Consider the following 24,615-nt stretch of genomic DNA (forward strand, 5'->3'; position numbering starts at 1 on the left):
ATATTTATAATTTAAAACTTGATCTATATGATTGCTATGTGTGGGTTACACTACGCTAGCTAAATATATATTTTATTCTTGATTTATCTTGATTTGCATATTTTTTTATACTTTTGTGTTTGCAATGAAGTATAAAATAAAATGTTCAAATTGCGGTAAAACATTTGCTGCAGAAACCGATAAATATGGCAAGAACAAGTTTCGATGTCCATATTGTGGCACTATCTTGTTATGTAATTTTGAAGAACCAACCCCTCTTCACACAACAGCAAGGGAGGTCATTCCCTTATCTGTGGCTTCGCCCATTACTAAGCGACAGATAAAAGATATGCCACAAGTAGAAAGCAAACTACTTCATACACCATCTAAAGAAGCTCTTTTAGAGATGCGTAGTAAGCTATTAGAGGCACCTCAACATATCCCTTCTACATCAGTACATACAGGATCAATCCTAAAGAATGCAACAAACTATACTAGTAAATTTGTAGCCAAATCGTCTTCTCGGTTAATTAAATTTCAAGAAAAGTATAAAGATGGCGATCTCTGGATATTCTTTGGCGCTAGTTTTGCTTTCATTGCTCTAACTATTGTATGCTTATTGGCTTTTGCCGAGTTAACAAAGTTATTTGCAGAAGGACATTCATGGGTATTTAAGCACTATATTGAATTAAGAAATATGCTATAGATCCCATCTAGTATCAGGCAAAAATGCACCTATCACATATTAATGAATAAAGGGTATTTCCTATCTTGGAAATACCCTTTATTATATAATGTATAAGAAATGTACCCTATTCTTTGATATTTGGTTCTTCAAGACCAAGATGCTTTTTCTTATCTACTACCTTTAAGAATAACCCTATAACCAAAGCTGCCACACCAAGACCTGCTAACATCAATAGAGGTGCTGTGTAATTGAGTTTTGTAGGATCAGTAATACCACGGTTGGTTGCATCAAGAACATTACCAATTAACAATGGGAACAACCATAAGCCGATATTTTGAATCCAAAAGATCAAAGCGTATGCTGATCCAATAATCTTAGCATCTACAAGCTTTGGTACTGATGGCCATAGTGATGCTGGTACTAGAGAGAATGATGCGCCTAGAACAAGGATTGTGAGGTAAGCAACCATCACACCACCAACATCATTACCTTTGAGCATTGGAAGAACAAAAGCAAATGTGAGATGACATGCTATCAAAAGAATAGAACCTAAAACAAGCATAGAAGCAGCCTTACCCTTATGATCCACATAGCTACCGAGAATAGGAGTAATACCTACTGCAAGCAGTGGGAATACAGCAAAAATAGTTTCAGCAGACTGGCGCATATAACCCATGTAACAATAAGCTAACAAAGAGCAAATAGAAATACATAAAACACCATACTTAACGCCCTTATTTTTCATGAAATTGAACATGAAAGCAGTTGCAGCTATTACCAACATCAAACCATATTGCACAAATGTAACCGTACTCGAAGCCCAAAAAGAAGTACTTGGCACAGGCTCGAAAGTCAAGTTACACTGCAACATGTTTACAGCATACTTTTGGAATGGGAAGATAGCAGAGTAATAAAGCACACAAAGTAATGATACCAACCAAAAGCCCATTGAACTTAAAATCTTACCAAGATCACTAAGCTTAAATGGATCGTCCTGCTCTTCTGCTTCTCCTGTTTGGCTATCTAGTTTCTTATCCATAAAGAAATAGACAACAAACATCATTACAGCAATACAAATAAGCACTACACCAAATGCAACCGAGCGAGAAACATCAATACTTCCACCAAACTTAGCAAAGAAAGGAGAAAAGATCATACAAGTTGCAACACCTAGACGAGCAAGTGCCATTTCAGAACCCATAGCCAATGCCATCTCACGACCTTTAAACCACTTTACGATACCACGAGAGACTGTAATACCTGCCATTTCTGTACCACAACCAAAAAGCATAAAGCCTATAGAAGCTACTTTAGCAGAAGATGGCATACCATCATAGAATGGAGAAACACCAAGTTGCTCAAAAATGGGAATATGGTTCAAATTATTTGTAAACCAAATATCTAGCCCTGTACCTTTAAAACTTTCGCTAATAGCATAATACTTAATACATGCGCCACAAAGCATTACTAAACCAGAGAGCAATGCAGTAAAGCGTACACCCATTTTATCAAGAATAATACCGGCAAAGATTAGGAAGAACACAAACACATTTAGGAAGGTTTCCGAACCTTGCATAGTTCCAAAAGCCTTAGAACTCCAACCACGTTGGCTCTCCATAAGGTCTTTAATAGGCGACAAGATATCGACAAAAATGTAAGCGCAGAACATAGCAAGTGCCAAGAGAAGCAAAGCTGTCCAACGTACACCAGCAGAATCTCTAAGTGTTGTTTTTTGGATTTGATCTGACATATTTTTATATTTTAATTTCAGAATTAAATTATTAAATGCCCATTTTTATTTTTTCAGCCACTGATCAAGCCAGTTTTTGAAAGTACGCTGCCATAGAATACCATTCTGTGGCTTCAATACCCAGTGGTTTTCATCTGGGAATAGTAACAACTGAGCAGGAATACCACGAAGACGAGCAGCATTAAAGGCACCCATACCTTGTGTTGCATTAATACGGTAATCCTTCTCACCATGAATACAAAGGATAGGAGTATCCCATTTATCAACATTTAGGTGAGGACTATTCTCGTAAGTTTTTCGTGCTGCAGCAGTACGATCCTTATTCCAGTATGCGTCATCATATTCCCAATTACTGAACCAAGCTTCTTCTGTATCCGTGTACATACTCTCCAAATTGAAAGCACCATCATGCGAGATAAAACACTTAAAGCGCTTGTTGTGATGACCAGCAAGATAATATACAGAAAACCCTCCGAACGAAGCTCCTACAGCACCAAGACGATCTTTATCAACGTATGGCAGATTAGCTACAGCATCATCAATAGCAGAAAGATAGTCATTCATACATTGACCCGTCCAATCACTACTAATTTGTTCATTCCATTGACTACCATATCCTGGTAAACCACGACGGTTTGGAGCTACAATAACATAGCCGTTAGCAGCCATCATTTGGAAATTCCATCGGAAACTCCAGAACTGTGAAACAGGACTCTGTGGCCCACCTTCACAATATAATAAGGTAGGATACTTCTTATTAGGATCAAAATGAGGAGGAGTGATAATCCAAACTTGCATATCTTTACCATCGGTTGTTTTCACCCAACGATCGGTTACATTAGCAAGTGCGAGCTGATCAAAGATTTGTTTATTCTCAAAGCTAATCTGTGTTTGTGTGCTAGCCTTCTCTTTCTTTGAAGGGGTTACAATAAAGATATCATTAGGAGCCGACATGCTATGACGTAGAGCCACTAATTGCTTTCCTGTACTCCCTAAGAGGTCGATGCTTGCATAGTCGTGTTGACCTTCTGTTAACTGCTTAATATCACCCTTCAAATTAGTCTGATAAATGTTAATACATGCGTGCCAACAACCTATAAAGTATAGATCCTTAGAGTTTGCTGCCCATATAAAACCATCTACATTAGAGTCGAACTTTTCTGTAACGTAAGTCTTTTTACCAGTAGCAATATCCATTACACACAGACGATTACGATCGCTCTCATAGCCGTTGTTCTTCATGCTCTGCCAAGCAATATACTTGCCGTCTGGCGAAAATTGAGGATTAACATCATATCCCACTTGCATATCACCAGCTTGATGATTTACTTCTTGGTTACGCATACTCTTTGTTGCATCTATCTTTGGCTCTTGATAGCCAGCAGGCTTGCAAAGGTTGATAGTTGTTTTACTAGCTATGTCATATAGATAGATGTCTGTATCTGTAGATATAGCATACTGAACTCCTTCCTTCTTTCGCGAAGTATAGGCGATTTTCTTAGAATCCTTGCTCCAATCAATCTGCTCAATACCACCAAATGGTGCTACAGGACTTTCAAATGGTTCACCTTCCATTATATCAACCCCTTCGCTTACACCAGCAGCAGTTACCTCTGCAAGGAATGGATGTGTATTCGTTTGTACGTAATGATCCCAATGGCGATAGTTCATATCATTAATTAACAACCCCGTAGTCTTATCAAGATCGTCTGGATTTTTTGCAATTGTGCCATAATAAGGAATACTCTTAATTAGCACCACCTGCTTTTTATTAGGTGAAAATTTGAAACCTTCGATGTCCAAATCAGAATGAGTCAGTTGCTTACGATTGCCTCCATTAGCATTCATTGTCCACAACTGACCACCACTAAGATAAGCTATTGTATTATTATCCAACCAAATAGGATCGCTTTCACTCTTTGCTGAGGTAGTAAGTAAGCGATCGTTCTTACCTGTAGCATCCATAACTCGAAGAACTTGGTGTCCCTTATTCTCCTTAACGCTATAGTATCCCACCTGATAGACAATATTCTTGCCATCTGGCGAAGGTTTAACACTAGCTATTCTGCCCATTGCCCACAAGGCTTCAGGCGTCATAACGTCACTAGAAAGAACAATGTTACTCTTTCCAATGTTTACATCTTGTGCATCAACTGCAGTGCTTCCTGTTAATAAAGCTGCAGTCATAGCGATTACAAGTCCTTTGTTCATAATATAGAAAAGTGTTAGATTAGTTTCTTTTTTTTCTATTGAGCTCTTCTTGGTGGCGCTTTATCTCTTCTTGCTTTTGTGCCTGAAGCTCTTGTAAAGCTTGCATACGCGCAGCCAATCCACTCGTTTTTTTCTTAGGATTATTTTTGTTTTCTTTTCTTCTTTCCTCTAGGTAAGCAAGTAATTTCTCTTCATTTGTTGTTTTACGGAGTCCCCACATAATGGCAGCCGAGAAGAACAATGAAACGAAATAGTAGAAGTTCAAACCTGAAGAGTAATCATTGAACACAAAGAAGAAGAACAATGGCATACCTAACATCATATATTGCATCATCTTCATCTGATCGCCTTGTGATCCTACCATCTGATCTTTTTGCTGCTGCATAGTAAACCAAGAATACAACAAGTTAGCTGCACAGAAGAGGATACATGTTAATGAAATATGGTCACCTATCATCCATAGACTATGATTCCACTCAAAGATTGGGTCGAATGTACTCAAATCCTTCATCCATAAGAAACTTTCGCCACGCAACTGTATAGCATTTGGCACAAAGTTGAACATAGCAATCCAAATAGGCATTTGTATTAACATAGGCAAGCAACCCGACAACGGACTTACGCCATACTCTGAATACATTTGCATCATAGCCTGTTGCTTCTTCATCTGATCCTCAGGCTTATTATATTGCTTAGTTGCCTCATCAAGTTTTGGTTTCAAAACACGCATCTTAGCCGAGCTCATATAGCTCTTCTTCACCATTGGGTAAGTAAGTGCCTTTAGCAATAGTGTAATCAATATAAGCACAATACCCATTGGGAACAACTTGCTCAACCAATCGAATACATAAATAGTAAACCAACGGTTAATAATGCGGAACAATGGCCAACCTAAATAAACCAAACGCTGCATCTCAAGGTCTTTACCAAAAGTACTTTGACTTTCTATAGCTTGGAGAAGTCGGAAGTCATTAGGTCCAAAAAAGAATTCAAATTCAGAAGGCTTCTTACCACTAGGATCGAAGTTAGTCTTTAGATTTGCCTCATACTGCTTTAAGTAACCAGAATTTTTATCTTGAGGTACACTCTTTAGCTTTGCACCTGTGGAAAAGTTATCCTTTGAGATCATTACAGCCGAGAAAAACTGATTTTTGAAAGCAACCCAATCTGTTGCTTCTTCTGTAATTTGCTCTTTCTCCGAACTCTCATTTAGGTAATCAGTGCTTCCTTCCGTCTTTTTATAAGTAAGCGTAGCATATCGGTTTTCAAAAGAAAAGCCACGCTCCTGTTGACGCACCTTATCAGCCCACTCCACTTCTAACTGATTGTTAGTAGGATTAAACAAACCTTCCATACCTTGTGCTTGCACACTAAGGTGTAGCAAGTAATCCTTACCCAATGTATAAGTAAGTATTAATGCTTTACCTTGACCAGCATTTGCTGTAAGTGTAACAGTAGAATCTGTTTGATTGCTAGGAGTAAAATAAAGATCCTTTGTCTCTATATTACTCTGTTTTGCTGCCAAAGCAAAGTTAAGGCTTTGATCCTTGCCATCAAAAAGAGTAACATATTTCTGATCTTTCGATCCATCCTTAACAGCAATATTATGCCCTACATAGTTATTGATAATAGCTTTTCTTACTACACCACCCTTTGTATTTAGAGTAAGAGCTACCTTGTCGTTCTTTAATACAATATCTTGCGCCTGACCATTAAGAGCTGTATAGAAAAGAGTAGTAGTATCTGCAATAGCAGCCTGTTTAGCTTGCTCTGCTTTCAAACTTGCCATTTTCTCATTCTGTACTTTTTTGGCAGCAGCGATAGAATCGGCAACGAATTGTTTTCTTTGTTGAGCAAGCTGTTCTTTTGAAGGCTGTTGCCACCAAGCAAATCCAAATAGCACTAATGCCATTAGGACGAAGCCAGTAATCGTATTTTTATCCATTATTTTTATTTCTTATTTTCAATTGCAGTTTTAACAAAATCAACGAATAGTGGGTGTGGATTTAATACTGTTGATTGGTATTCTGGGTGGAACTGTGTTCCTATATACCATTTCAATCCAGGTATTTCCACGATTTCTATCAATTCACTTTCAGGGTTTTTACCCACACAAGCCATACCGTTACGTTCATATTCCTTGATATAATCGCTATTAAACTCATAACGATGGCGGTGGCGTTCTTGAATGTATTCTTGCTTATATATATTAAAGGTGTGAGAGCCTTGTTTCAAAACACATTCGTAGGCACCAAGACGCATTGTACCACCCATACTAGTAATGGTTTTTTGTTCCTCCATAATATCAATAACATTGTGTGGAGTCTTCTCATCCATTTCACGTGAATTGGCATCTTTATAGCCTAACACATTGCGAGCAAACTCTATAACCATCATTTGCATACCTAGGCAAATACCAAAGGTTGGAATATCATGTGTACGTGTATAGTGGGCTGCTACGAGCTTACCTTCTATTCCTCGCTGACCAAATCCAGGACAAATAATAATACCATCTTGTCCCTTCATTTTTTCTGCGACATTAGCTTCCGTAAGTTCCTCCGAGTTGATAAAGGTAAGCACTGTTTTATGATCATTATAAGTACCTGCCTGCAACAAGCCCTCACGAATACTCTTATAAGCATCTTGTAAATCATATTTACCTACTAAGCCTATATGTACCTCTTCCGTTGCTTTACGACGACGATCTACAAAAGCTCTCCAAGGACCTAGTTCTGGTGTTTCTCCAATAGGCTCACCACACTTACGCAATATTGCCACATCAAGCCCCTGTTGCAACATATTCAAAGGTACATCATAAATACTTGGAAGATCTTCGCTCTGCACTACGCAATCAAAGTCAACGTTACAGAAAGCTGCTACTTTCTTACGAAGTGAGTCTTCAAGATGTTGCTCTGTACGAAGAATGAGAATGTCTGGCTGAATACCGACACTTTGCAATTCTTTCACACTATGCTGGGTAGGTTTAGTCTTTAATTCTCCTGCAGCTTTAAGATAAGGAATATATGTTAAATGCAGATTAATAGCACGCTTACCAAGATCCCATTTCATTTGGCGAATAGCCTCTAAGAAAGGAGCCGACTCAATATCACCAATAGTACCACCTATTTCTGTGATAACAAAGTCATAGTGATTTTTCTGCCCTAACATCTTGATATTACGTTTAATTTCATCTGTGATGTGAGGCACTACCTGAATAGTCTTACCTAGATAGTCTCCACGACGCTCTTTATCTATGACGCTTTTATAAATACGTCCCGTAGTCATAGAGTTAGCCTTGGTAGTCTTTATATCAGTAAATCTTTCATAGTGACCTAGGTCGAGATCGGTCTCCATACCATCAACAGTTACGTAACACTCTCCATGCTCGTAAGGATTTAGGGTTCCTGGGTCAATGTTAATATATGGATCAAACTTTTGAATGGTAATGTTATAACCTCTTGCTTGAAGAAGCTTACCAATTGACGACGAGATAATTCCTTTTCCTAATGAAGAAACAACGCCACCTGTCACGAAAATGTACTTTGTATCAGCCACGATAGATATTTTTTTTATAGTTTTATAAGTATAAGGACACAATAATCCTAAACTAAAGTGCAAAGATACAAAAATCTATGTATTAATTGTTTTCTATCGTTATTTTTCTTAATTAAAAGCAGGATAAAACACCATAAAAACGATAATTTAGAGAGATTTTTTGTAATGCTATCTTTAAAACCAACTTATCTCCATTCGCCCACAAATAAAAACAACTGCAATTTATTCGCCTATTTCTATCGTTTACCTCAAAAAAGTATTGTAATTTTGCAAACAAAGGCTTATTTAAAGCCTTACTTCTATCAAACAATTCTAGCATTCATGAAGCGTTTTCTCACAGCATTAATATTTTCTATTCTATTGTTTGCCAATGGTTTTGCGCAAACAGTCCACCCTATTTCTACTAAGAGCGCACCAAAAGATGTTTATCAGTATTATCTCGACTCGCTTCGAATAACAAAAGATAGTATCTTCAATACTAGTAGCTTCACCCTTTCTCCTAACACTAAGAAGAATAAGGAAGTGCGACTCTTTATGCCAACAACATATTATCACGACATTATTCATAATGCTTTCGCACCAAATACGACCCTATCTAGCTTTGACAAAACACTACTAAATATTTATTTACAGCACCCTTCTCTTGTAGGCTATTCCTCTAAAGACCTAGCCAACGACATAACAGAAATAGAAGATATTAAAGTTCCTATTCATCACGATGCTGACTTAGTAAAAAAGGTGAAAGAGAAAACTCCCGAACCTGCAACAGCTCCTGTAAAAGTAATGATAACAAAGCCAAACTTTTGGACTTTTAAAGGCGATTATTCTTTACAGATGATGCAGAATTTTGTCTCAGGCAATTGGTTTCAAGGGGGCGAAAGCAATTATGCTGCACTTGGATCGGTTATTATGCAAGCCAACTATAATAATAAGCAAAAAATAAAGTGGGATAATATGCTAGAGATGCGCTTTGGCATTCAAAGTTCACGCTCTGACTCTTTACATAGCTTTAAATCGACAGATGATCTCATCCGTCTTACTTCAAAATTTGGATTGCAAGCAACCAAGCATTGGTACTATTCGGTTCAGCTTATTGCCAACACACAATTTTCTCGCTCTTATAAAGCTAATGATCCAAAGATATATGCCGACTTCCTAGCACCATTCAATCTAAACTTATCGGTCGGTATGAACTACTCTGTCGATTGGCTCAACCATAAGCTAAAAGGCAATATACATCTTGCTCCGCTAGCATATAATTTGAAGTATACACGCCTACTCGACCTTTCTTCACGCCTTGGCATCAAAGAAGGAAAGCATAGCTTACACGATTTTGGTTCAGAATTTACCTTACAACTAGAATGGAAACTTTTAGAGATGCTGTCATGGCGCACCCGTCTATACGGTTACACCACCTACTCACGTGCAGAATTAGAATGGGAAAATATCTTCTCTTTCAAATTTAATAAATACATCTCTACCCAACTTTTTATTTATCCACGCTTTGACGATGGTGTAGCACACGATGACCATTACGGTTTCTGGCAAATAAAAGAGTATGCTTCAGTAGGGTTTCAATATAGCTTCTAAAAGTGTTTTTTCAGACTGTATCCTTAGATATAGTTGAATACAACATTGCTTTACATTGCTATATATCACCTTTCTATTGGTAAAAGATTATCTTTCACGCAACAAAACATCAACGATTAAAGACAAAAATAATTTATTTTTATATCAAGTTTAATTTATTTTTATCCAAAAAATAAATTAAAAATATAAACGAAACATAAGCTTTTTCAACAAAATAGGTCATCTTTTACAATAAAAAAGATGACCTATTATTATTTAACCCTTTGTTTTTCTTCTACTTACAAATATCTCCCTCCCCTATTTAAGACGCTTAGTAACAGTTCCATCGGGCATTATTCGCACCTCTACCACATAGGTAGTATAAGCATCTGGAACTCCAATTACAGCTTCGTAATAGAGTGCATGCTTATCAGCATGGGTGAAATAGAATTTTCGGAGAATACAATCGTTTATAAAAGTTTTCGGAATGAAAGCGGCAAATTCTGCTTTACGAAAATCATGAACATACACAGGCACATCTCTAGATTTTATAACTAGTGAAGCCACATTATCTAAATAAAGGTTATCCACTTCTAGTCCACTATCATTGTATACCGATTTTATTATCTTATCAGAAGTCGTTTCTACATGTATCAAACTACGGTAATACCCTAAATCAGTATTGGCTATCGTATCTATATTTTGCTCATCAAAGGTATTCATCGCAAAAACATGATAAGAAAAAGCCTTTTTCAGCGACTTATCCCCACTTTTTGAAACAGAAAGTTCATCGCCATTCTGATTTTGGAAAGCAAAGAAATGAGGAGTTTGTTTAACAATCTTATAACTATTAAGATGTTTTCCTTGCAAATAAAGACTATCTCGTGTTATCCAAAACTTTACAGGCATACTAGCCGAATCGGGAAAGAAGATACTATCCCCACACACCAATATAACAGGATTAGTTCCTTCATCATCAACCCAAACACCTTGCAATAACTGTTTAGCCTGCACGTCTTGCTCATCAAGAGAAGACACATTACGATGACAAGCCGTAAAGCCTAATACCACAAAAACAATTAAAAGAAAATATTTACACATACTTAGCTAAAGAGAATAAGAAGAAAATCCACTTCACTCAAATTTGTTAGTCGCTCACTACCAATGTATAGCTTAGACTAGTTTTTTCTTTATTCAAAGCTATAAGCCTCGGCAAGGCTCAAGCCTTTGGTAAGATCTTTTTCCGAAAGCACTACATCTTTAGGATCAATAGGCCAATCAATACCTATCGTTTCATCGTTCCAACGCACACTAGCCTCGCTCTGTGGCGCATAAATATTATCAACCTTATAGGTAAAAATGGCTTCATCCGACAAAACGAGGAAGCCATGAGCAAAGCCACGTGGAATAAAAAATTGGCGTTTATTCTCATCAGATAGCTCTACAGCAACATATTTTCCATAGGTAAGCGATGATCGACGAAGGTCAACAGCAACATCAATTACTTTGCCCTTGATGACACGTACAAGCTTAGCTTGTGAGAACTCACCTTGCTGATAATGCAAACCGCGGAGTACTCCATAGCTAGACTTCGACTCGTTATCTTGGATAAACTCAACGTGGTAACCCACATTTCTATCAAACTCATCCTGTCTGAACGACTCGAAGAAATAACCTCTATCATCTTTAAAAATCTTTGGTTCAATCACCCAAACACCTTTAATAGTACTTTCTTTAAATTCCATATTAGTTTTTTAATTTTATGTCCCTCTACAGAGATAGCGCAAACGAGAGCAAAGGAAGCTTGCTTACTATTTGCCGAGTGCAGCCTATCTTCTACAAAGATAGCGCAAACGAGAGCAAAGAAAGCTTGCTTACTATTTGCCGAGTGCAGCCTATCTTCTACAAAGATAGCGCAAACGAGAGCAAAGGAAGCTTGCTTACTATTTGCCGAGTGCAGCCTATCTTCTACAAAGATAAAAATAAATAATGATAAAATAAACGAAAGAAAAGAATTAATAACAATCTACAAGAATTTAGTATTTACGGTTTGCTACTTCAAAAGAATTTATATAATTTTGCAAACGTGAGCAGAATTGACAGACATATAGAGATCCTCCTCCTAGAGAATGATTGTGTAATTGTTCCAGGACTTGGTGGCTTCGTAGCTCATCATATTACAGCAAAATATGATGAGACAGAATGTTTGTTTCTACCTCCATACAGAACGCTTGGCTTTAACCCACAGTTAAAGGTGAACGATTCTCTCTTAGCCCAATCATTTGTAGAGGCTTACGACATAGCTTTCCCTGAGGCTATGCGTCAAATTGAAGAGGAAGTTGAAGCTATACACCGTACGCTAAACAATGAAGGCATTATAGAGCTAAACGATCTTGGTAAGCTCCGCCTAACATCTGAACATAAACTTGAGTTTGAACCACTTGAAAGTGGTATTCTTACCCCACGCTATTATGCACTTAATAGTTTCGATTTTACGCTCAAAGCAAAATCTGAAAAACAGGAAGAAAAGGAAAAAGTTTCAGAAGCACTAGAAACACGTAAAATAATCTATTTGGATGTTAACGATCCTAATAACAAACGTGTGAGTGTAAGCTTAAAAGCTATCCGCAATGTAGCTGTTGCTGCTGTACTATTTACTGCGGCTTTAGTAGTAGCTTTGCCGTTACACAACAAGTCGGGGATAACAGAAGAACCTGTTAAAAGTGGGGTTCTTTATAATTTTTTCGATTCCAACAAATCATTACCCACACCACAAACTAAGCCAGTAGCAAGTCCCATTCCTAACAAAACTACCACCAATCACTATTGGTCGTTAGTACTTGCAAGCCATATTACAGAAAATAATGCCATTGCCTTTGCTAAAGATATTAATGAGGCAGGCTTTGAGGGAGCAAGAGTATATGAAGGAACAGGAAGCATTAAAGTGCTTTATGGCAATTTTAAAAGTCAAGAAGAAGCATTCAAGCACTTGAATACATTAAAGACCAATAAGTATTTTAAGGATGCTTGGGTAATTGAAATTAACAAATAACTAAGGAAAAATCCTTAACAATACCCCTTATTTTATGAAGCGCGTTAGATGCCCCAAATGCGATAATTTTATTACTTTTAATGAAACTAAATATACGTCGGGACAACGACTAGTATTCCAATGCCCTGAATGTGGAAAGGAATTTGGCATTCGCATTGGTGTTTCTAAATTAAGAAAGACACAAAAAGAAGAGGCTGAAACACCAAACATTGACGAAGATACCAGCAAATACGGTTCGCTCCTAGTGATTGAAAACGACTTCCACTACAAGCAGATTATTCCTCTACACATGGGTAAAAACGTATTGGGACGTTACCAAAAGGGAAACCCTATTAATTGTCCTATAGAAACAGTAGATCCTAGTGTAGACCTCACCCATTGCTCGCTCACTATTTCCCGCGACAAAAAAGGCAAATTAAAATATGTGCTTCAAGATGGTCCCTCTTATACAGGAACCTTTGTAGGCAACGACATTCTTGGTGATAGAGAAAAGCGCGTAATAGAATATGGTACGCTTTTCACTTTGGGCGCAACAAGCATTATTTTGCAAGCACCTGAAAAAAATGAGAATTAAGGCTGGGTCTATAAAGTAGCTTTATTAGTACCTTTCTCCCTCCCTCTAACGTTTTAATTCTCAAAAGAAAGAGTCCTACAAAAAAAAGTTTAATTCCGCTTAACTCGTAATAATCTTTTTGCGTTAGTTGGGCTATTCTATTACCTTTGCTTGATAAATTAGATAAATTTATATGGTAAAGGACTTTTTTATCACACTAATATTATGCTCTATAGCATTGCCCATTTTTTCACAACGAAGAGGTATTGTCCTCTCTATGGAAACGGGTATGCCTATAAGAGAAGTAAAAGTATATACCAACAATGGTCAAGTAGCTGTAACCGATTATACTGGACATTACGAAATAAAGCAAACCTTTAAGAGTGCCACCTTTGTAAAAGGCAATTTTGTAAGTCTTACACTCAACAACTATGAAATAAACGATACAACAGAACTTTTACCGAAACTTAATAGCCTAGACGAAGTTATTATTTGGGGTAAAAGAAAGCGAATTATATTAAACATACAACGGGCTATGCAAGACAATAAGTATTATTACACACCTAAAGCTGGTTTTAGCTTTGACTTATTTTCTCTTTTTAATAAGTCCAAAGGACTCAATAAGAAAGAACGCTTGAAACATGACGAAATAATAAAAAGCTATTAAAACTTTACTAGAGAACACCCGTTGGCGGAATTAAGGCTTTATTTTTTACCTATAGCTCGGTTGATTACATAAGTTTTTGAATTTCGCTAGGAGTTTTTCTTTTTAATATATCCAAAGCAAAATCAACATTCGGTACTATTCCATTAGAACGCAAAATATTTTCTATCGTTTTGCGAGCAAGTTCTGGGTGATTATTCTCATCACTTAAATGGCAAAGCCAAACATGTTTAAGATTGGGGGATGCAGCACTAACAATAGCTTTAGCACAGTCCTCATTACTAAGATGCCCAGTAGCACCTAGAATACGTTCCTTTAGATGTAGAGGATAAGGTCCAGCCAGCAATTTCTCTGGTTCATGATTGGCTTCTAACACTAGATAGTTTGCCTTACTTATGTAGGATCGAATTTCATCAGTAGTCTCTCCACAATCAGTTACTAGCACAAAAGTTATATTACCATACTCTATGCTATAGCCTACACAGTCAGTACTATCGTGTGGAACATTAAAAGGAGTTACGGTAAATTCTCCTATTTGTAGCGTTTCCTGTTTCTCTATATTAACAGCAAGACTTTGATCTATCTTTCTATGTACAGCCCAATTTACACTTACTCCTTTATGTACTAAACTAGTGGCATAAACAGGAATGCCTAAATCTTTACTAATAGAACCTACTGCTTTTACATGATCAGCATGATCATGGGTCAAAATAATATGCCTTACCATCTTTAAAGGAAGATCATACATGTGGAAATATTTTTTAATAAGACGTACGCCTACTCCACAATCTATCATTAGGCAATCAGTATCTGAATAAAGCAGATAACAATTACCACTACTACCACTCCCGAAAGATATAAAATTGAGCATTGAAAATTATCTATTTACCATTGAAATCGTCTTACTTTTTATTATAATTCATACATTATCTAGTAAGGCTATCTCCTACAATTATGCAAAATTAAGAAAAAATCTATACAAAGCCAAAACTCAAATATTAGGAAAGCAAGCTTTTATATCTATTTAAACAAAATTATTGGTGTCTGATAAAAATGTCATTCGTTTTAGGTACTGAAATAGTGGTGAAAGCATAGTTGAAATAATGCAAATGTACGACATAAACATATTATAATATAAAAAATATTCAAACTCGCTTCACAATATATAAGCGTTTACATCGCAAAATATCACCTTTTAGGGTGCAGAAGATGAACTTTTGTTCCCCAATACATCATCTTTTGCAATTGAAAAGATGATGTATTAGCTTATTATTAAATATTTTCTAAGAGTTAGCAGAGTTTTCTACAAACGACAAGAATATACTTGTTATAAAGCACCCTTCAAAAAAGCAGCGTATGACAACTTTCAAAATCCACTTTACAGTACTGACTTATTTAAACCTATGTAGCTAATCTTCACTCTAAAAATACTTTCAATAAAAACTTATTCTATATATATAGTAGGATCAACTACACCAGCATCTCGAAAAGCCTCTTTACGTTCAACACAAGTGCCACACTTACCACAGTGCTTCTCTCCCCCCTTATAGCAACTCCATGTCTTGCTATAATCAATACCTAAAGCAGCTCCACGATGCACAATTTCTGCTTTGGTTATATTCGTGTAAGGAGCCTCTACCTGCACATTAATATATGTACCAGTTGCCGTTGCACCGTTCATGGCTTGGATAAATGCTGGACGGCAATCAGGATAGATCGTGTGGTCGCCACCATGATTAGCGATCATCACACGCTTTAGTGCATGACTTTCCGCAATACCCGTTGCTATAGAAAGCATAATGCCATTACGAAATGGTACCACTGTCGACTTCATATTGTTTTCTTCATAATGCCCTTCTGGTATCGCTTCACCACCATCTAACAACGAACTTTTGAAGTACTCATTTATAAACTTCAAAGGAATAACAATATGCCGAATACCCAACTTCTCGCAATGATAAGCCGCTAAAGGCAATTCGTTCTTAGAATGGTTCTGACCATAATCAAAAGAAATAGCTAATGCTATCTCGTCTGCTTTTTCATACAATAGGGTTACAGAATCTAACCCTCCACTTACTATAATAACTGAATCTTTCATACTTATGCTTTATTATGCAAAAATACAAAAAAGGAGAGATATGATTTCATCAATCCGATGTATTTTTGTATTTTTGTGCTAGATTATAAAGTATAATAGTAATATAATTCAAACAAAGATGAAGATTAATGATTTCAACTTCGGCGGACACAAGGCGATTGTTCGCGTAGATTTTAATGTGCCTTTGGATGAAAATGGACATGTAACAGACGAAACTCGTATCCGTGGTGCACTTCCAACATTGAAGAAAGTACTAGCTGATGGTGGTGCGTTGATTATGATGAGCCACATGGGTAAGCCAAAGGGCAAGGTAAAACCTGAGCTTTCTCTAAGCCAGATCGTAAAGAATGTAAGCGATACGCTAGGAGTTGAAGTAAAATTTGCTAAAGATGCTGGAAACGCAGAGGCAGAGGCTGCTGCACTAAAGGCTGGTGAGGCTTTGTTGCTTGAGAACCTACGCTACTACGCTGAAGAAGAAGGTAAGCCTGTAGGTGTAGAAAAGGGTACTCCTGAGTTTGATGCTGCTAAGGCTGAAATGAAGACTCGTCAAGCAGACTTCGCTAAGAAGCTAGCTTCTTATGCTGATGTATATGTTAACGACGCATTTGGTACAGCTCACCGCAAGCACGCTTCTACTGCTGTTATTGCTGACTACTTTGATGCTGATCACAAAATGCTTGGCTTCTTGATGGAGAAGGAAGTAACAGCTATTGATAATGTGTTGAAAAATGCACAACATCCTTTCACAGCGATCATTGGTGGCTCTAAGGTTAGCTCTAAGCTTGCTGTTATTCAGAACCTACTTGACAAGGTGGACAACTTAATCATTGGTGGCGGTATGGGTTATACTTTCATCAAGGCACAAGGCGGAAAAATAGGAAAGTCGCTTCACGAAGACGATTTAATGCCTGAAGCACTAGCAGTAATGAAGGCTGCTAAGGAAAAGGGTGTTAATCTTTCTCTTTCTACACATACTGTTTGTGGAAAAGATTTTTCTAACGATACCGAACGTAAAACTTTCCCTATCAATGAAATTCCTGATGAATGGGAAGGTATGGATGCTGCTGAGCAGAGCCTTGAGGAATGGAAGAATATTATTCTTGACTCAAAAACTATCCTTTGGAACGGTCCTGTAGGTGTGTTTGAACTAGAAAACTTCGCACATGGTACTGGCGAAATTGCTAAGTATGTAGCAGAAGCGACCCAAAAGAATGGTGCATTTTCACTTGTAGGTGGTGGCGACTCTGTTGCTGCTGTCAACAAATTTGGCTTGGCTGACAAGGTATCTTACGTTTCAACAGGTGGTGGTGCTATGCTAGAAGCTATCGAAGGTAAGGTACTTCCTGGTGTTGCTGCTATCGAGAAGTAGGCTTTTACACAAGAAAACAGATATTAATAAAGCCGCTATCCTAGCATTGGATAGCGGCTTTATTGCATTTCTTAATAGCATAAGTTTCACCAAAATTTATAAAATTATGCTATTTCGTATTTTTCCAAAAATCGTTATAGATGCATCAAAAATAAGTAGGCTAATCAATTCGTGCAGTAAATTATCCCCTTAAATCGCCTATACAGATTGGTAGGATAAAGATGATCTTCATAAAAAGTCGGCTATTATGTATTCAAAGTATATTAAAAATACCAAGGTAGATAAACGAAAAAACGGATGTACCTCGCAAAGAGATACATCCGCTTGTTGTATTTAAATTTTCTAATTTATGCCTTAGTAACTCTTTCAAGCCACTTCACCATACCAAGCATAACACCCATAGAAATGAGACATACTATGAGGAACACACTCCAACACTGCCACAAAGGCATCTTGTTATACATAAGAGGACCTATCCAAATAAGAAGGTTACCAACTGCTGTCGCTCCTAACCATAAACCCTGGCATACACCTTGCAAGTGCTTAGGTGCTACCTTAGATACAAATGACAAACCCAATGGAGAAATAAACAGCTCGGCAACAGTCAAGAAGAAATAAGTAACAATAAGCACCCAAGGACCAGCCTTCATAGCCTCCTTAGAACTTACTGCCATAGCCTTAAATTCTTCGCCTGAAGGATAATTTACCGACCAAGAGTAGAACGCAAGGAATAGGTAAGCAAGACCTGCGATAAGCATACCATAAGCTATCTTGCGAGGAGTAGAAATACTTTTTCCTGCTTTATTTAACATTCCAAAAACCCACATGATAACAGGTGTAAGTACAATCACAAAGAATGGATTTACAGCTTGCCATATTTCAGGAGCAATAGATTCGGTCTTAACAAAGTCGCGCGCAAAAACAGACAGCGACTGACCATTTTGATGGAATGAGAACCAAAAAAAGATGGCGATACCCAATACTGCAAACAAAGCATACATACGCTGCTTTATTTCCTTACCCATAGCAAGTTTCTCTTCTGCGGTATATTCTACTGCAGCTTGTGCTACCTTTTTAGAAGGGGTTGGGAAAATCTTTTTAAAAGCGATAAAAATAACCAACGACAATAGCATAGCAGCTACTGAAGCTATAAACGAATAGTGAACACCAGTATTAAAAGTATCTAGGTAAGTGTTACAAGCAGCTGTCATATCGCTAACATTACCACCTACTTCACGCATAAGTTTATTCAAGTTAGAAGTTTCTTCCCCTGTCATGTTAACACTTCCAAGGAACTTATGACATAAAGCAGGCAACTCAGCATTATACAACAAACCTTTAGTACCCAACCACCATTCACGTAAATAAGGAGCAATAAATGGAGCTATAAGTCCACCAATATTAATGAACACATAGAAAATTTGGAAACCAGAGTCGCGTCGTCCCTCAACGGCTTTCATTGCTTCAGGTCCTTTTGCTGCAGCCTCAGCTTCCATATTATCGTACATCTGACCTACTATAGCCTGCAAGTTACCTTTAAACAGACCATTACCAAATGCAATCAACAATAGCGCAACACAAGTAAATGGCAACAACCAAGAGATGTTCGATGCCGTTGACATAATAGGGAAAGAAAGCAAAATATAGCCCACTGCCATAATAGAAATACCAGCCATAATGGTACCTTTATAGTTTTGGGTACGGTCAGCTATTACTCCACCTACTAAACTTAGCACGTAAATTAGTGCATAGAATACAGAATAAATAATACCACTCGTTTCATCGCTCAAGCCAAACTTAGAACATAAAAAGAGTAATAATACGGCGTTCATAATGTAATAGCCAAAACGTTCGCCTAAATTGCTTAAAGCTGCGGGAATTAATCCCTTTGGATGATTTTGAAACATAAATTTTATTTTTTGGTTTTAGTTATGTCAAACAAATAAGTTGCTTTGATAACAATATTACTGAAATTAGATTTTCCGAAATAATCTTTCTTCGAGTTAGCATAGATATTGCCAAGTCCATAGTAATAACGTGCTTCAAGTAGGAAGTGCCCCACTTTGCGGTTACTGTATTCTAAACCTATGCCTGCAACAATACCATAGTCGAACTTTTTCTCTACAGGCATAGTCTCTTGTGCTATAATCGCGTTCGACCGCCCCGTTCCATCTGTAGTTACGTTAGGAGAGGTATAGTTTTGCTTTGTTGCTTCGTTCAAATAAAAGCCTAATTGCGGACCAGCATTAAAGAAAAAGTTGATACCATTCTGTTCCTTACCCCATGCCAAGTGTGCCATAATAGGGATTTGAATGTAATTAATGGTGCGTGAATATGCCTCTGCCTCACCGTTACTATTTATAACAGGCTGATTGGTAGTAGTCTGAATATTTTCTTTCCAACCTAGTGAAGCATAATTGATTTCACCATAAATAGAGCAGATAGTCTTAAAATATTTTTCGCAAACATACCTAACACTTAGTCCACCCGTAACACCTCCGTGCATTTTCTGACTTACTTTTGGTTCGAAACCAACATTAGAAAGCACATAACCACCATTCACACCTACAGAAAGGTCGTTACGATGCTCTCCTACTTGCGCATGAACAGCAACAAAAGTAAGCATAGAAAATATGGAAAGTATTAATACTTTTTTTGGAAACTCCATATAAACAATTTGCGCGTTGTTAATGAATGATTTTAGTAAACTAAGCTTTCTAACGTTTGATCAAGCTTAAAATGGATCAATTGGAAAAACTTATTGCGATAACCACCCTGCCCAATCTTCTCAAAATTGAAGCGGTTCTGTAACGATTTATAGGCAACATCCGATGCAACTCCCTTAAATTTTGCACCTTGCTTCTTATAGCCACGCACAAAGAATTGCACCTGATCATAACCATTAATGGCAATACGTGGAATATAAGTATTATTCATCGCTTCACCATAAGTAGTGGTATAAAGCTTTTCAAAAGCTCGTGTCTTATCCGAATTTTTATTATAATAATAGGTAGAAGGGATATAAACATTATATTTGAAGAACGATGCTAAGACATAATCTTGATACATAAACCATTGGTTATAGCCATACAAAGAAATAGCCAAACCAGAGTTAGCCTTGGTGAGCGTGTTCAACTTAGTGATAACAGCATTGAGCTGAGGGCTTTTCTCTGAATTAAGAATAACTACATTAGGTACGGTCTTGCTGAAATGTTTTGCAAAATCGACATCTGATGAGTTTAGATTAGTCAAGTCGTAAGCCACTTTATCTAGTTCAAGCTGTCGTCTCAAAGTACTTGTGAAAGCTCCGACTTTACTCTTATCGTCGTTACAATCAATGAATACAGGATGATGAGACTTCTTAAAACGCTCCAAGAAAGCTGCAATAGCCTTAGTAGACTGAATGTCATTATTTTCATACACTTGGAAGAAATTGGTATTTTCAGCTATTTCATTACCATTAATAGAGAAAGGAACGATCATTTTAATACCGTGATTTTTACAAAAATCGGACAACGTTTTTACTTGATTAGAATACAACGGACCAAAAATCATATTCATACTAGCAGCATTCCTATCTTGTAAAGTCTTATTAATATCACCATCAATAGGCACATTCCAAGCATGAACATCAGTGGTAAAACCTTCTTTTTTTAGCTCATTAAAGGCAAGCAACATACCACGATAGAACTCTATCATGCGTTTACCATCACCATCATTATTATGTAAAGGCAACATCACGCCTACTTTGATCACATTGCTAGCCACTTGAGAAGCAGTAGGAGTAACTGCAGAACTGTTGTTTACATAAGCTATTTCCGCCTTTTGATCACCAGCTTTAGCAAAAGGAACAAATATCCATGTACCTTTTTTCAATTCATATCCCGGAACTTTCATCTCAGGATTGGCATTGAGTAAATCCTGAATACTAACATTATATGATTTTGCTATACCAAAGATCGTTTCACGTTTAGCCACCTGATGCACATCGCACCATTTTGTTGTTTGTCCCCAACTTTGTGTACAAACAATCATCAACAATGCGACTAATAAATATTTTATTTTATGTTTCATAATCAAACTTAACTCTTAGATTATCTATTTGCAAAGATAAGAAAAACTCTTTAGCTCCTACATTATAGAAGAACTATTTTTTGTAATTTTGCACAATTATACAAATGCTAGGGTGCTAATTATAGCTATTTATGGTGTATTTTAGCCATTATTAAAGGAGGAGATTAGGAATAACAATGAATGAAAAGATAGAAGTATTAGGTGCTCGTGTACATAACTTGAAGAATGTAGATGTAACGATACCAAGAAACTCCCTCACTGTTTTTACAGGATTATCAGGGTCGGGCAAGAGTTCGCTTGCCTTCGATACCATTTTTGCAGAAGGTCAGCGCCGCTATATCGAGACATTCTCGGCATACGCACGCAATTTTCTTGGCAATCTTGAGCGTCCAGATGTAGACAAGATTAGCGGATTATCACCCGTTATCTCTATTGAACAAAAAACTACCAATAAAAATCCACGCTCCACAGTGGGTACTACCACCGAAATATACGATTATCTTCGATTGCTCTTTGCACGTGCTGGTGAGGCTTATTCGTATATGAGTGGTGAGAAGATGGTGAAATATACAGAGGAAAAGGTGGTGGATATGATTATCCAACACTATGCTGATAAAAAGATTTTCATTCTTGCTCCACTCGTTCGCAATCGTAAAGGTCATTATCGCGAATTGTTTGAACAAATGCGTCGCAAGGGGTATCTTTACATCCGTGTAGACGGAGAAGTGCTTGAAATAACTCGTGGTATGAAAGTGGATCGATATAAAAACCATAATATAGAGGTAGTAATCGACAAGATGAGTCTCACGAGTATGGCTACCGACTTGCTTCGCGAACGCTTAGCTAAGACCGTTTCCGTTGCTATGAAGCAAGGCGATGGCTTAACAATGATCCTTGATAAAGAAACCAATGAGGCTAAGTATTTTTCAAAGAAACTCATGGATCCGATTACAGGCATTGCCTATAAAGATCCTGCTCCAAATATATTCTCATTCAATTCGCCTGAAGGGGCATGCCCACATTGTAAGGGTCTGGGAATAATCAATGAGATTGATATTAATAAGGTTATCCCTGATCGCAAACTAAGTATTTACGAAGGTGCTATCACCCCGCTTGGCAAACATAAAAACCAAATAATATTTTGGCAGATAGAAGCCATTCTGAAGAAATTCGATTGTACGCTAAAAACAGCTATAAAAGATGTGCCTGAAGAATGTTTAGATGAGATTTTGAACGGTGCTATCGAAAAGGTGAAGATTGCCAAAGAAGTGGTGCATACCTCGTCCGACTATTTCATTGAGTTTAATGGTGTTATCAAATACCTTCGCTCTGTGATCGAAGCCGATGATTCTTCGGCTGGCAAGAAATGGGCAGACCAGTTTATTGCTGAGGTAGAATGTCCTGAATGTCATGGACAACGACTGAACCGTGAGGCCTTATCGTATAAGCTTTGGGATAATAATATTGCCGAATTAGCACATAAAGATATTACCGATTTAAAGGATTGGATTGATCACCTTGAGGAGCATCTTAACGAAAAACAAAAACGCATTGCCACAGAAATCATTAAGGAAATACGCAAACGCATTAACTTCCTTTTAGATGTGGGACTCGATTACTTGTCGCTTAATCGTCAGAGTGGTTCGCTTTCGGGTGGTGAAAGTCAGCGTATTCGCTTAGCAACGCAGATAGGCTCACAACTTGTCAATGTTCTTTACATCCTTGACGAACCCTCTATTGGTCTGCACCAGCGCGATAATGAGCGATTGATCAACTCTCTAAAGGAGTTGAGAAACCTCGGTAATACGGTCATTGTTGTGGAGCATGATGAGGATATGATGCGAGCAGCCGATTGGATTATTGACATTGGTCCAAAGGCTGGGCGCAAAGGTGGAGAAGTGGTTTTCCAAGGCACACCTAAAGAAATGCTCAATACTCACACGCTTACGGCTCAATATCTCAATGGCGAAAAAAGCATTGCTTTACCAAAAGAACGCCGAAAAGGAAATGGTAAAACCATCAAACTTATTGGCTGCACAGGCAACAATCTAAAAAATGTAGATCTCGAATTACCACTAGGCAAACTTGTTGTTGTGAGCGGAGTGTCAGGATCGGGTAAGAGTACGCTGATCAACGAAACCCTTCAACCTATCCTCTCGCATCACTTTTACCGTTCGCTGAAGAAGCCAATGGCTTATAAAAGCATAGAGGGCATTGATAATATAGATAAGGTGGTAGATGTTGATCAAAGTCCTATAGGCAGAACTCCACGCTCAAACCCTGCCACTTACACGGGAGTGTTCTCAGATATTCGCCAACTATTCGTTGGACTTCCTGAGGCTAAAATTCGTGGATACAAACCAGGACGCTTCTCTTTTAATGTGAAAGGTGGACGTTGTGAGACTTGTGGTGGTAATGGGTATAAGACCATTGAGATGAATTTCTTGCCCGATGTGATGGTTCCTTGCGAGACTTGCCACGGCAAACGTTATAACCGTGAGACGTTAGAAGTACGCTTTAAGGGTAAGTCGATTGCCGATGTATTGGATATGACGGTAAACACTGCGGTAGAGTTTTTCGAGAATGTACCACAGATATTACCAAAGGTAAAGGCACTACAAGATGTCGGGCTAGGTTATATCAAGCTTGGACAGAGTTCTACTACTCTTTCAGGTGGTGAGAGTCAGCGCGTGAAACTTGCTACAGAACTATCGAAACGTGATACAGGGAAAACGCTTTATATCCTTGACGAGCCAACAACAGGTCTCCATTTTGAAGATATTCGTATTTTGATGAATGTGCTACAAAAGCTTATTGACAAAGGAAACACGGTGCTGATCATTGAACACAACCTTGATGTGATCAAGTTAGCCGACTATCTTATTGATATGGGCCCAGAAGGTGGACGCGGTGGTGGTCGCATTCTTGCCAAAGGCACGCCCGAAGAAGTTGTCAAGAGTAAGCAAGGACACACACAGAAATTCTTAGCAAAATTATTATAAACAACACTAAAAACTCCCTTATATACTAGGGGAGTTTTTTCTTTTTTATTA

Annotated in this window: 18 protein-coding genes; 7 read left to right on the plus strand and 11 right to left on the minus strand. The window is 37.7% G+C overall.

The genetic code is table 11. The features are described from left to right. The first annotated feature begins 124 nt into the window (after nucleotides 1-124). Nucleotides 125-685, plus strand: a complete 561-nt coding sequence (locus PREBIDRAFT_RS02150; RefSeq protein WP_004336410.1) for a TFIIB-type zinc ribbon-containing protein — start codon at nucleotides 125-127, stop codon at nucleotides 683-685. A gap of 106 nt (nucleotides 686-791) precedes the next feature. Here the strand turns inward: PREBIDRAFT_RS02150 and PREBIDRAFT_RS02155 are convergent, their stop codons facing one another. The 4 genes from PREBIDRAFT_RS02155 to PREBIDRAFT_RS02170 are packed head-to-tail and all read right to left on the minus strand — an operon-like array spanning nucleotide 792 to nucleotide 8,183. Continuing rightward, the gene (locus PREBIDRAFT_RS02155) at nucleotides 792-2,417 is read right to left on the minus strand and encodes an MFS transporter (protein ID WP_004336408.1); all 1,626 of its coding nucleotides are present in this window, start codon (nucleotides 2,415-2,417) and stop codon (nucleotides 792-794) included. Nucleotides 2,418-2,462: 45 nt separating this feature from the next. Next, nucleotides 2,463-4,628 carry a S9 family peptidase gene (locus tag PREBIDRAFT_RS02160; RefSeq protein ID WP_004336405.1) on the minus strand — a complete coding sequence of 722 codons (2,166 nt, stop codon included), beginning with the start codon at nucleotides 4,626-4,628 and terminating at the stop codon, nucleotides 2,463-2,465. A 19-nt stretch (nucleotides 4,629-4,647) separates the two neighbouring features. Next, on the minus strand, nucleotides 4,648-6,573 hold the full coding sequence (gene yidC, locus PREBIDRAFT_RS02165) for a membrane protein insertase YidC (protein WP_004336404.1): 1,926 nt from the start codon (nucleotides 6,571-6,573) through the stop codon (nucleotides 4,648-4,650). A 5-nt stretch (nucleotides 6,574-6,578) separates the two neighbouring features. After that, nucleotides 6,579-8,183: a CTP synthase gene (locus PREBIDRAFT_RS02170; RefSeq protein WP_004339076.1), complete on the minus strand. Its 1,605-nt coding sequence runs from the start codon at nucleotides 8,181-8,183 to the stop codon at nucleotides 6,579-6,581. A gap of 321 nt (nucleotides 8,184-8,504) precedes the next feature. Between PREBIDRAFT_RS02170 and PREBIDRAFT_RS02175 the strand changes: the two genes are divergently transcribed. Then, complete coding sequence (locus PREBIDRAFT_RS02175) at nucleotides 8,505-9,773, plus strand: DUF3078 domain-containing protein (RefSeq protein WP_036875433.1); 1,269 nt, start codon at nucleotides 8,505-8,507, stop codon at nucleotides 9,771-9,773. A 297-nt stretch (nucleotides 9,774-10,070) separates the two neighbouring features. Here PREBIDRAFT_RS02175 and PREBIDRAFT_RS02180 read toward each other — a convergent pair whose 3' ends face one another. Both PREBIDRAFT_RS02180 and rfbC read right to left on the minus strand, forming a co-directional pair. Then, nucleotides 10,071-10,853 carry a DUF4738 domain-containing protein gene (locus tag PREBIDRAFT_RS02180; RefSeq protein ID WP_004336398.1) on the minus strand — a complete coding sequence of 261 codons (783 nt, stop codon included), beginning with the start codon at nucleotides 10,851-10,853 and terminating at the stop codon, nucleotides 10,071-10,073. Nucleotides 10,854-10,942: 89 nt separating this feature from the next. Continuing rightward, nucleotides 10,943-11,497 carry a dTDP-4-dehydrorhamnose 3,5-epimerase gene (rfbC, locus tag PREBIDRAFT_RS02185; RefSeq protein ID WP_004336396.1) on the minus strand — a complete coding sequence of 185 codons (555 nt, stop codon included), beginning with the start codon at nucleotides 11,495-11,497 and terminating at the stop codon, nucleotides 10,943-10,945. 341 nt (nucleotides 11,498-11,838) lie between these two features. Here rfbC and PREBIDRAFT_RS02195 point away from each other — a divergent pair, with 341 nt between their 5' ends. From PREBIDRAFT_RS02195 to PREBIDRAFT_RS02205, 3 genes are all read left to right on the plus strand, one after another. Further along, a complete protein-coding gene (locus PREBIDRAFT_RS02195) occupies nucleotides 11,839-12,804 on the plus strand; it encodes an HU domain-containing protein (protein WP_004339078.1) in 966 nt (321 codons plus the stop codon). Nucleotides 12,805-12,838: 34 nt separating this feature from the next. After that, nucleotides 12,839-13,378 (plus strand): FHA domain-containing protein, encoded by a 540-nt coding sequence (locus PREBIDRAFT_RS02200; RefSeq protein WP_004336993.1) that lies wholly within the window; start codon nucleotides 12,839-12,841, stop codon nucleotides 13,376-13,378. A gap of 172 nt (nucleotides 13,379-13,550) precedes the next feature. Then, on the plus strand, nucleotides 13,551-14,024 hold the full coding sequence (locus PREBIDRAFT_RS02205) for a hypothetical protein (RefSeq protein ID WP_004339079.1): 474 nt from the start codon (nucleotides 13,551-13,553) through the stop codon (nucleotides 14,022-14,024). A gap of 64 nt (nucleotides 14,025-14,088) precedes the next feature. Here the strand turns inward: PREBIDRAFT_RS02205 and PREBIDRAFT_RS02210 are convergent, their stop codons facing one another. Together PREBIDRAFT_RS02210 and queC are read right to left on the minus strand one after the other, a co-directional pair. Beyond that, nucleotides 14,089-14,892 carry an MBL fold metallo-hydrolase gene (locus PREBIDRAFT_RS02210; RefSeq protein WP_004336994.1) on the minus strand — a complete coding sequence of 268 codons (804 nt, stop codon included), beginning with the start codon at nucleotides 14,890-14,892 and terminating at the stop codon, nucleotides 14,089-14,091. Between the two features lie 573 nt (nucleotides 14,893-15,465). Further along, on the minus strand, nucleotides 15,466-16,119 hold the full coding sequence (gene queC / locus PREBIDRAFT_RS02215; RefSeq protein WP_004336995.1) for a 7-cyano-7-deazaguanine synthase QueC: 654 nt from the start codon (nucleotides 16,117-16,119) through the stop codon (nucleotides 15,466-15,468). A 118-nt stretch (nucleotides 16,120-16,237) separates the two neighbouring features. On the opposite strand from queC, the gene PREBIDRAFT_RS02220 reads away from it, so the two are divergent. Beyond that, nucleotides 16,238-17,488, plus strand: coding sequence for a phosphoglycerate kinase (locus PREBIDRAFT_RS02220; protein WP_004336996.1), 1,251 nt, complete (start codon nucleotides 16,238-16,240; stop codon nucleotides 17,486-17,488). A 347-nt stretch (nucleotides 17,489-17,835) separates the two neighbouring features. Here PREBIDRAFT_RS02220 and PREBIDRAFT_RS02225 read toward each other — a convergent pair whose 3' ends face one another. The 3 genes from PREBIDRAFT_RS02225 to PREBIDRAFT_RS02235 are packed head-to-tail and all read right to left on the minus strand — an operon-like array spanning nucleotide 17,836 to nucleotide 21,562. Beyond that, entirely contained in the window at nucleotides 17,836-19,395 is a 1,560-nt protein-coding gene (locus PREBIDRAFT_RS02225; protein ID WP_004336997.1) for a peptide MFS transporter, read from the minus strand. Nucleotides 19,396-19,400: 5 nt separating this feature from the next. Next, complete coding sequence (locus PREBIDRAFT_RS02230; protein WP_004336998.1) at nucleotides 19,401-20,156, minus strand: porin family protein; 756 nt, start codon at nucleotides 20,154-20,156, stop codon at nucleotides 19,401-19,403. Between the two features lie 32 nt (nucleotides 20,157-20,188). Then, the gene (locus PREBIDRAFT_RS02235; RefSeq protein WP_004336999.1) at nucleotides 20,189-21,562 is read right to left on the minus strand and encodes a PBP1 and LysM peptidoglycan-binding domain-containing protein; all 1,374 of its coding nucleotides are present in this window, start codon (nucleotides 21,560-21,562) and stop codon (nucleotides 20,189-20,191) included. Between the two features lie 176 nt (nucleotides 21,563-21,738). Here PREBIDRAFT_RS02235 and uvrA point away from each other — a divergent pair, with 176 nt between their 5' ends. Next, on the plus strand, nucleotides 21,739-24,564 hold the full coding sequence (uvrA, locus tag PREBIDRAFT_RS02240; protein ID WP_004337000.1) for an excinuclease ABC subunit UvrA: 2,826 nt from the start codon (nucleotides 21,739-21,741) through the stop codon (nucleotides 24,562-24,564). Nucleotides 24,565-24,615 lie beyond the last annotated feature (51 nt).

It is taken from the genome of Prevotella bivia DSM 20514 (assembly GCF_000262545.1).
GTDB lineage: Bacteria > Bacteroidota > Bacteroidia > Bacteroidales > Bacteroidaceae > Prevotella > Prevotella bivia.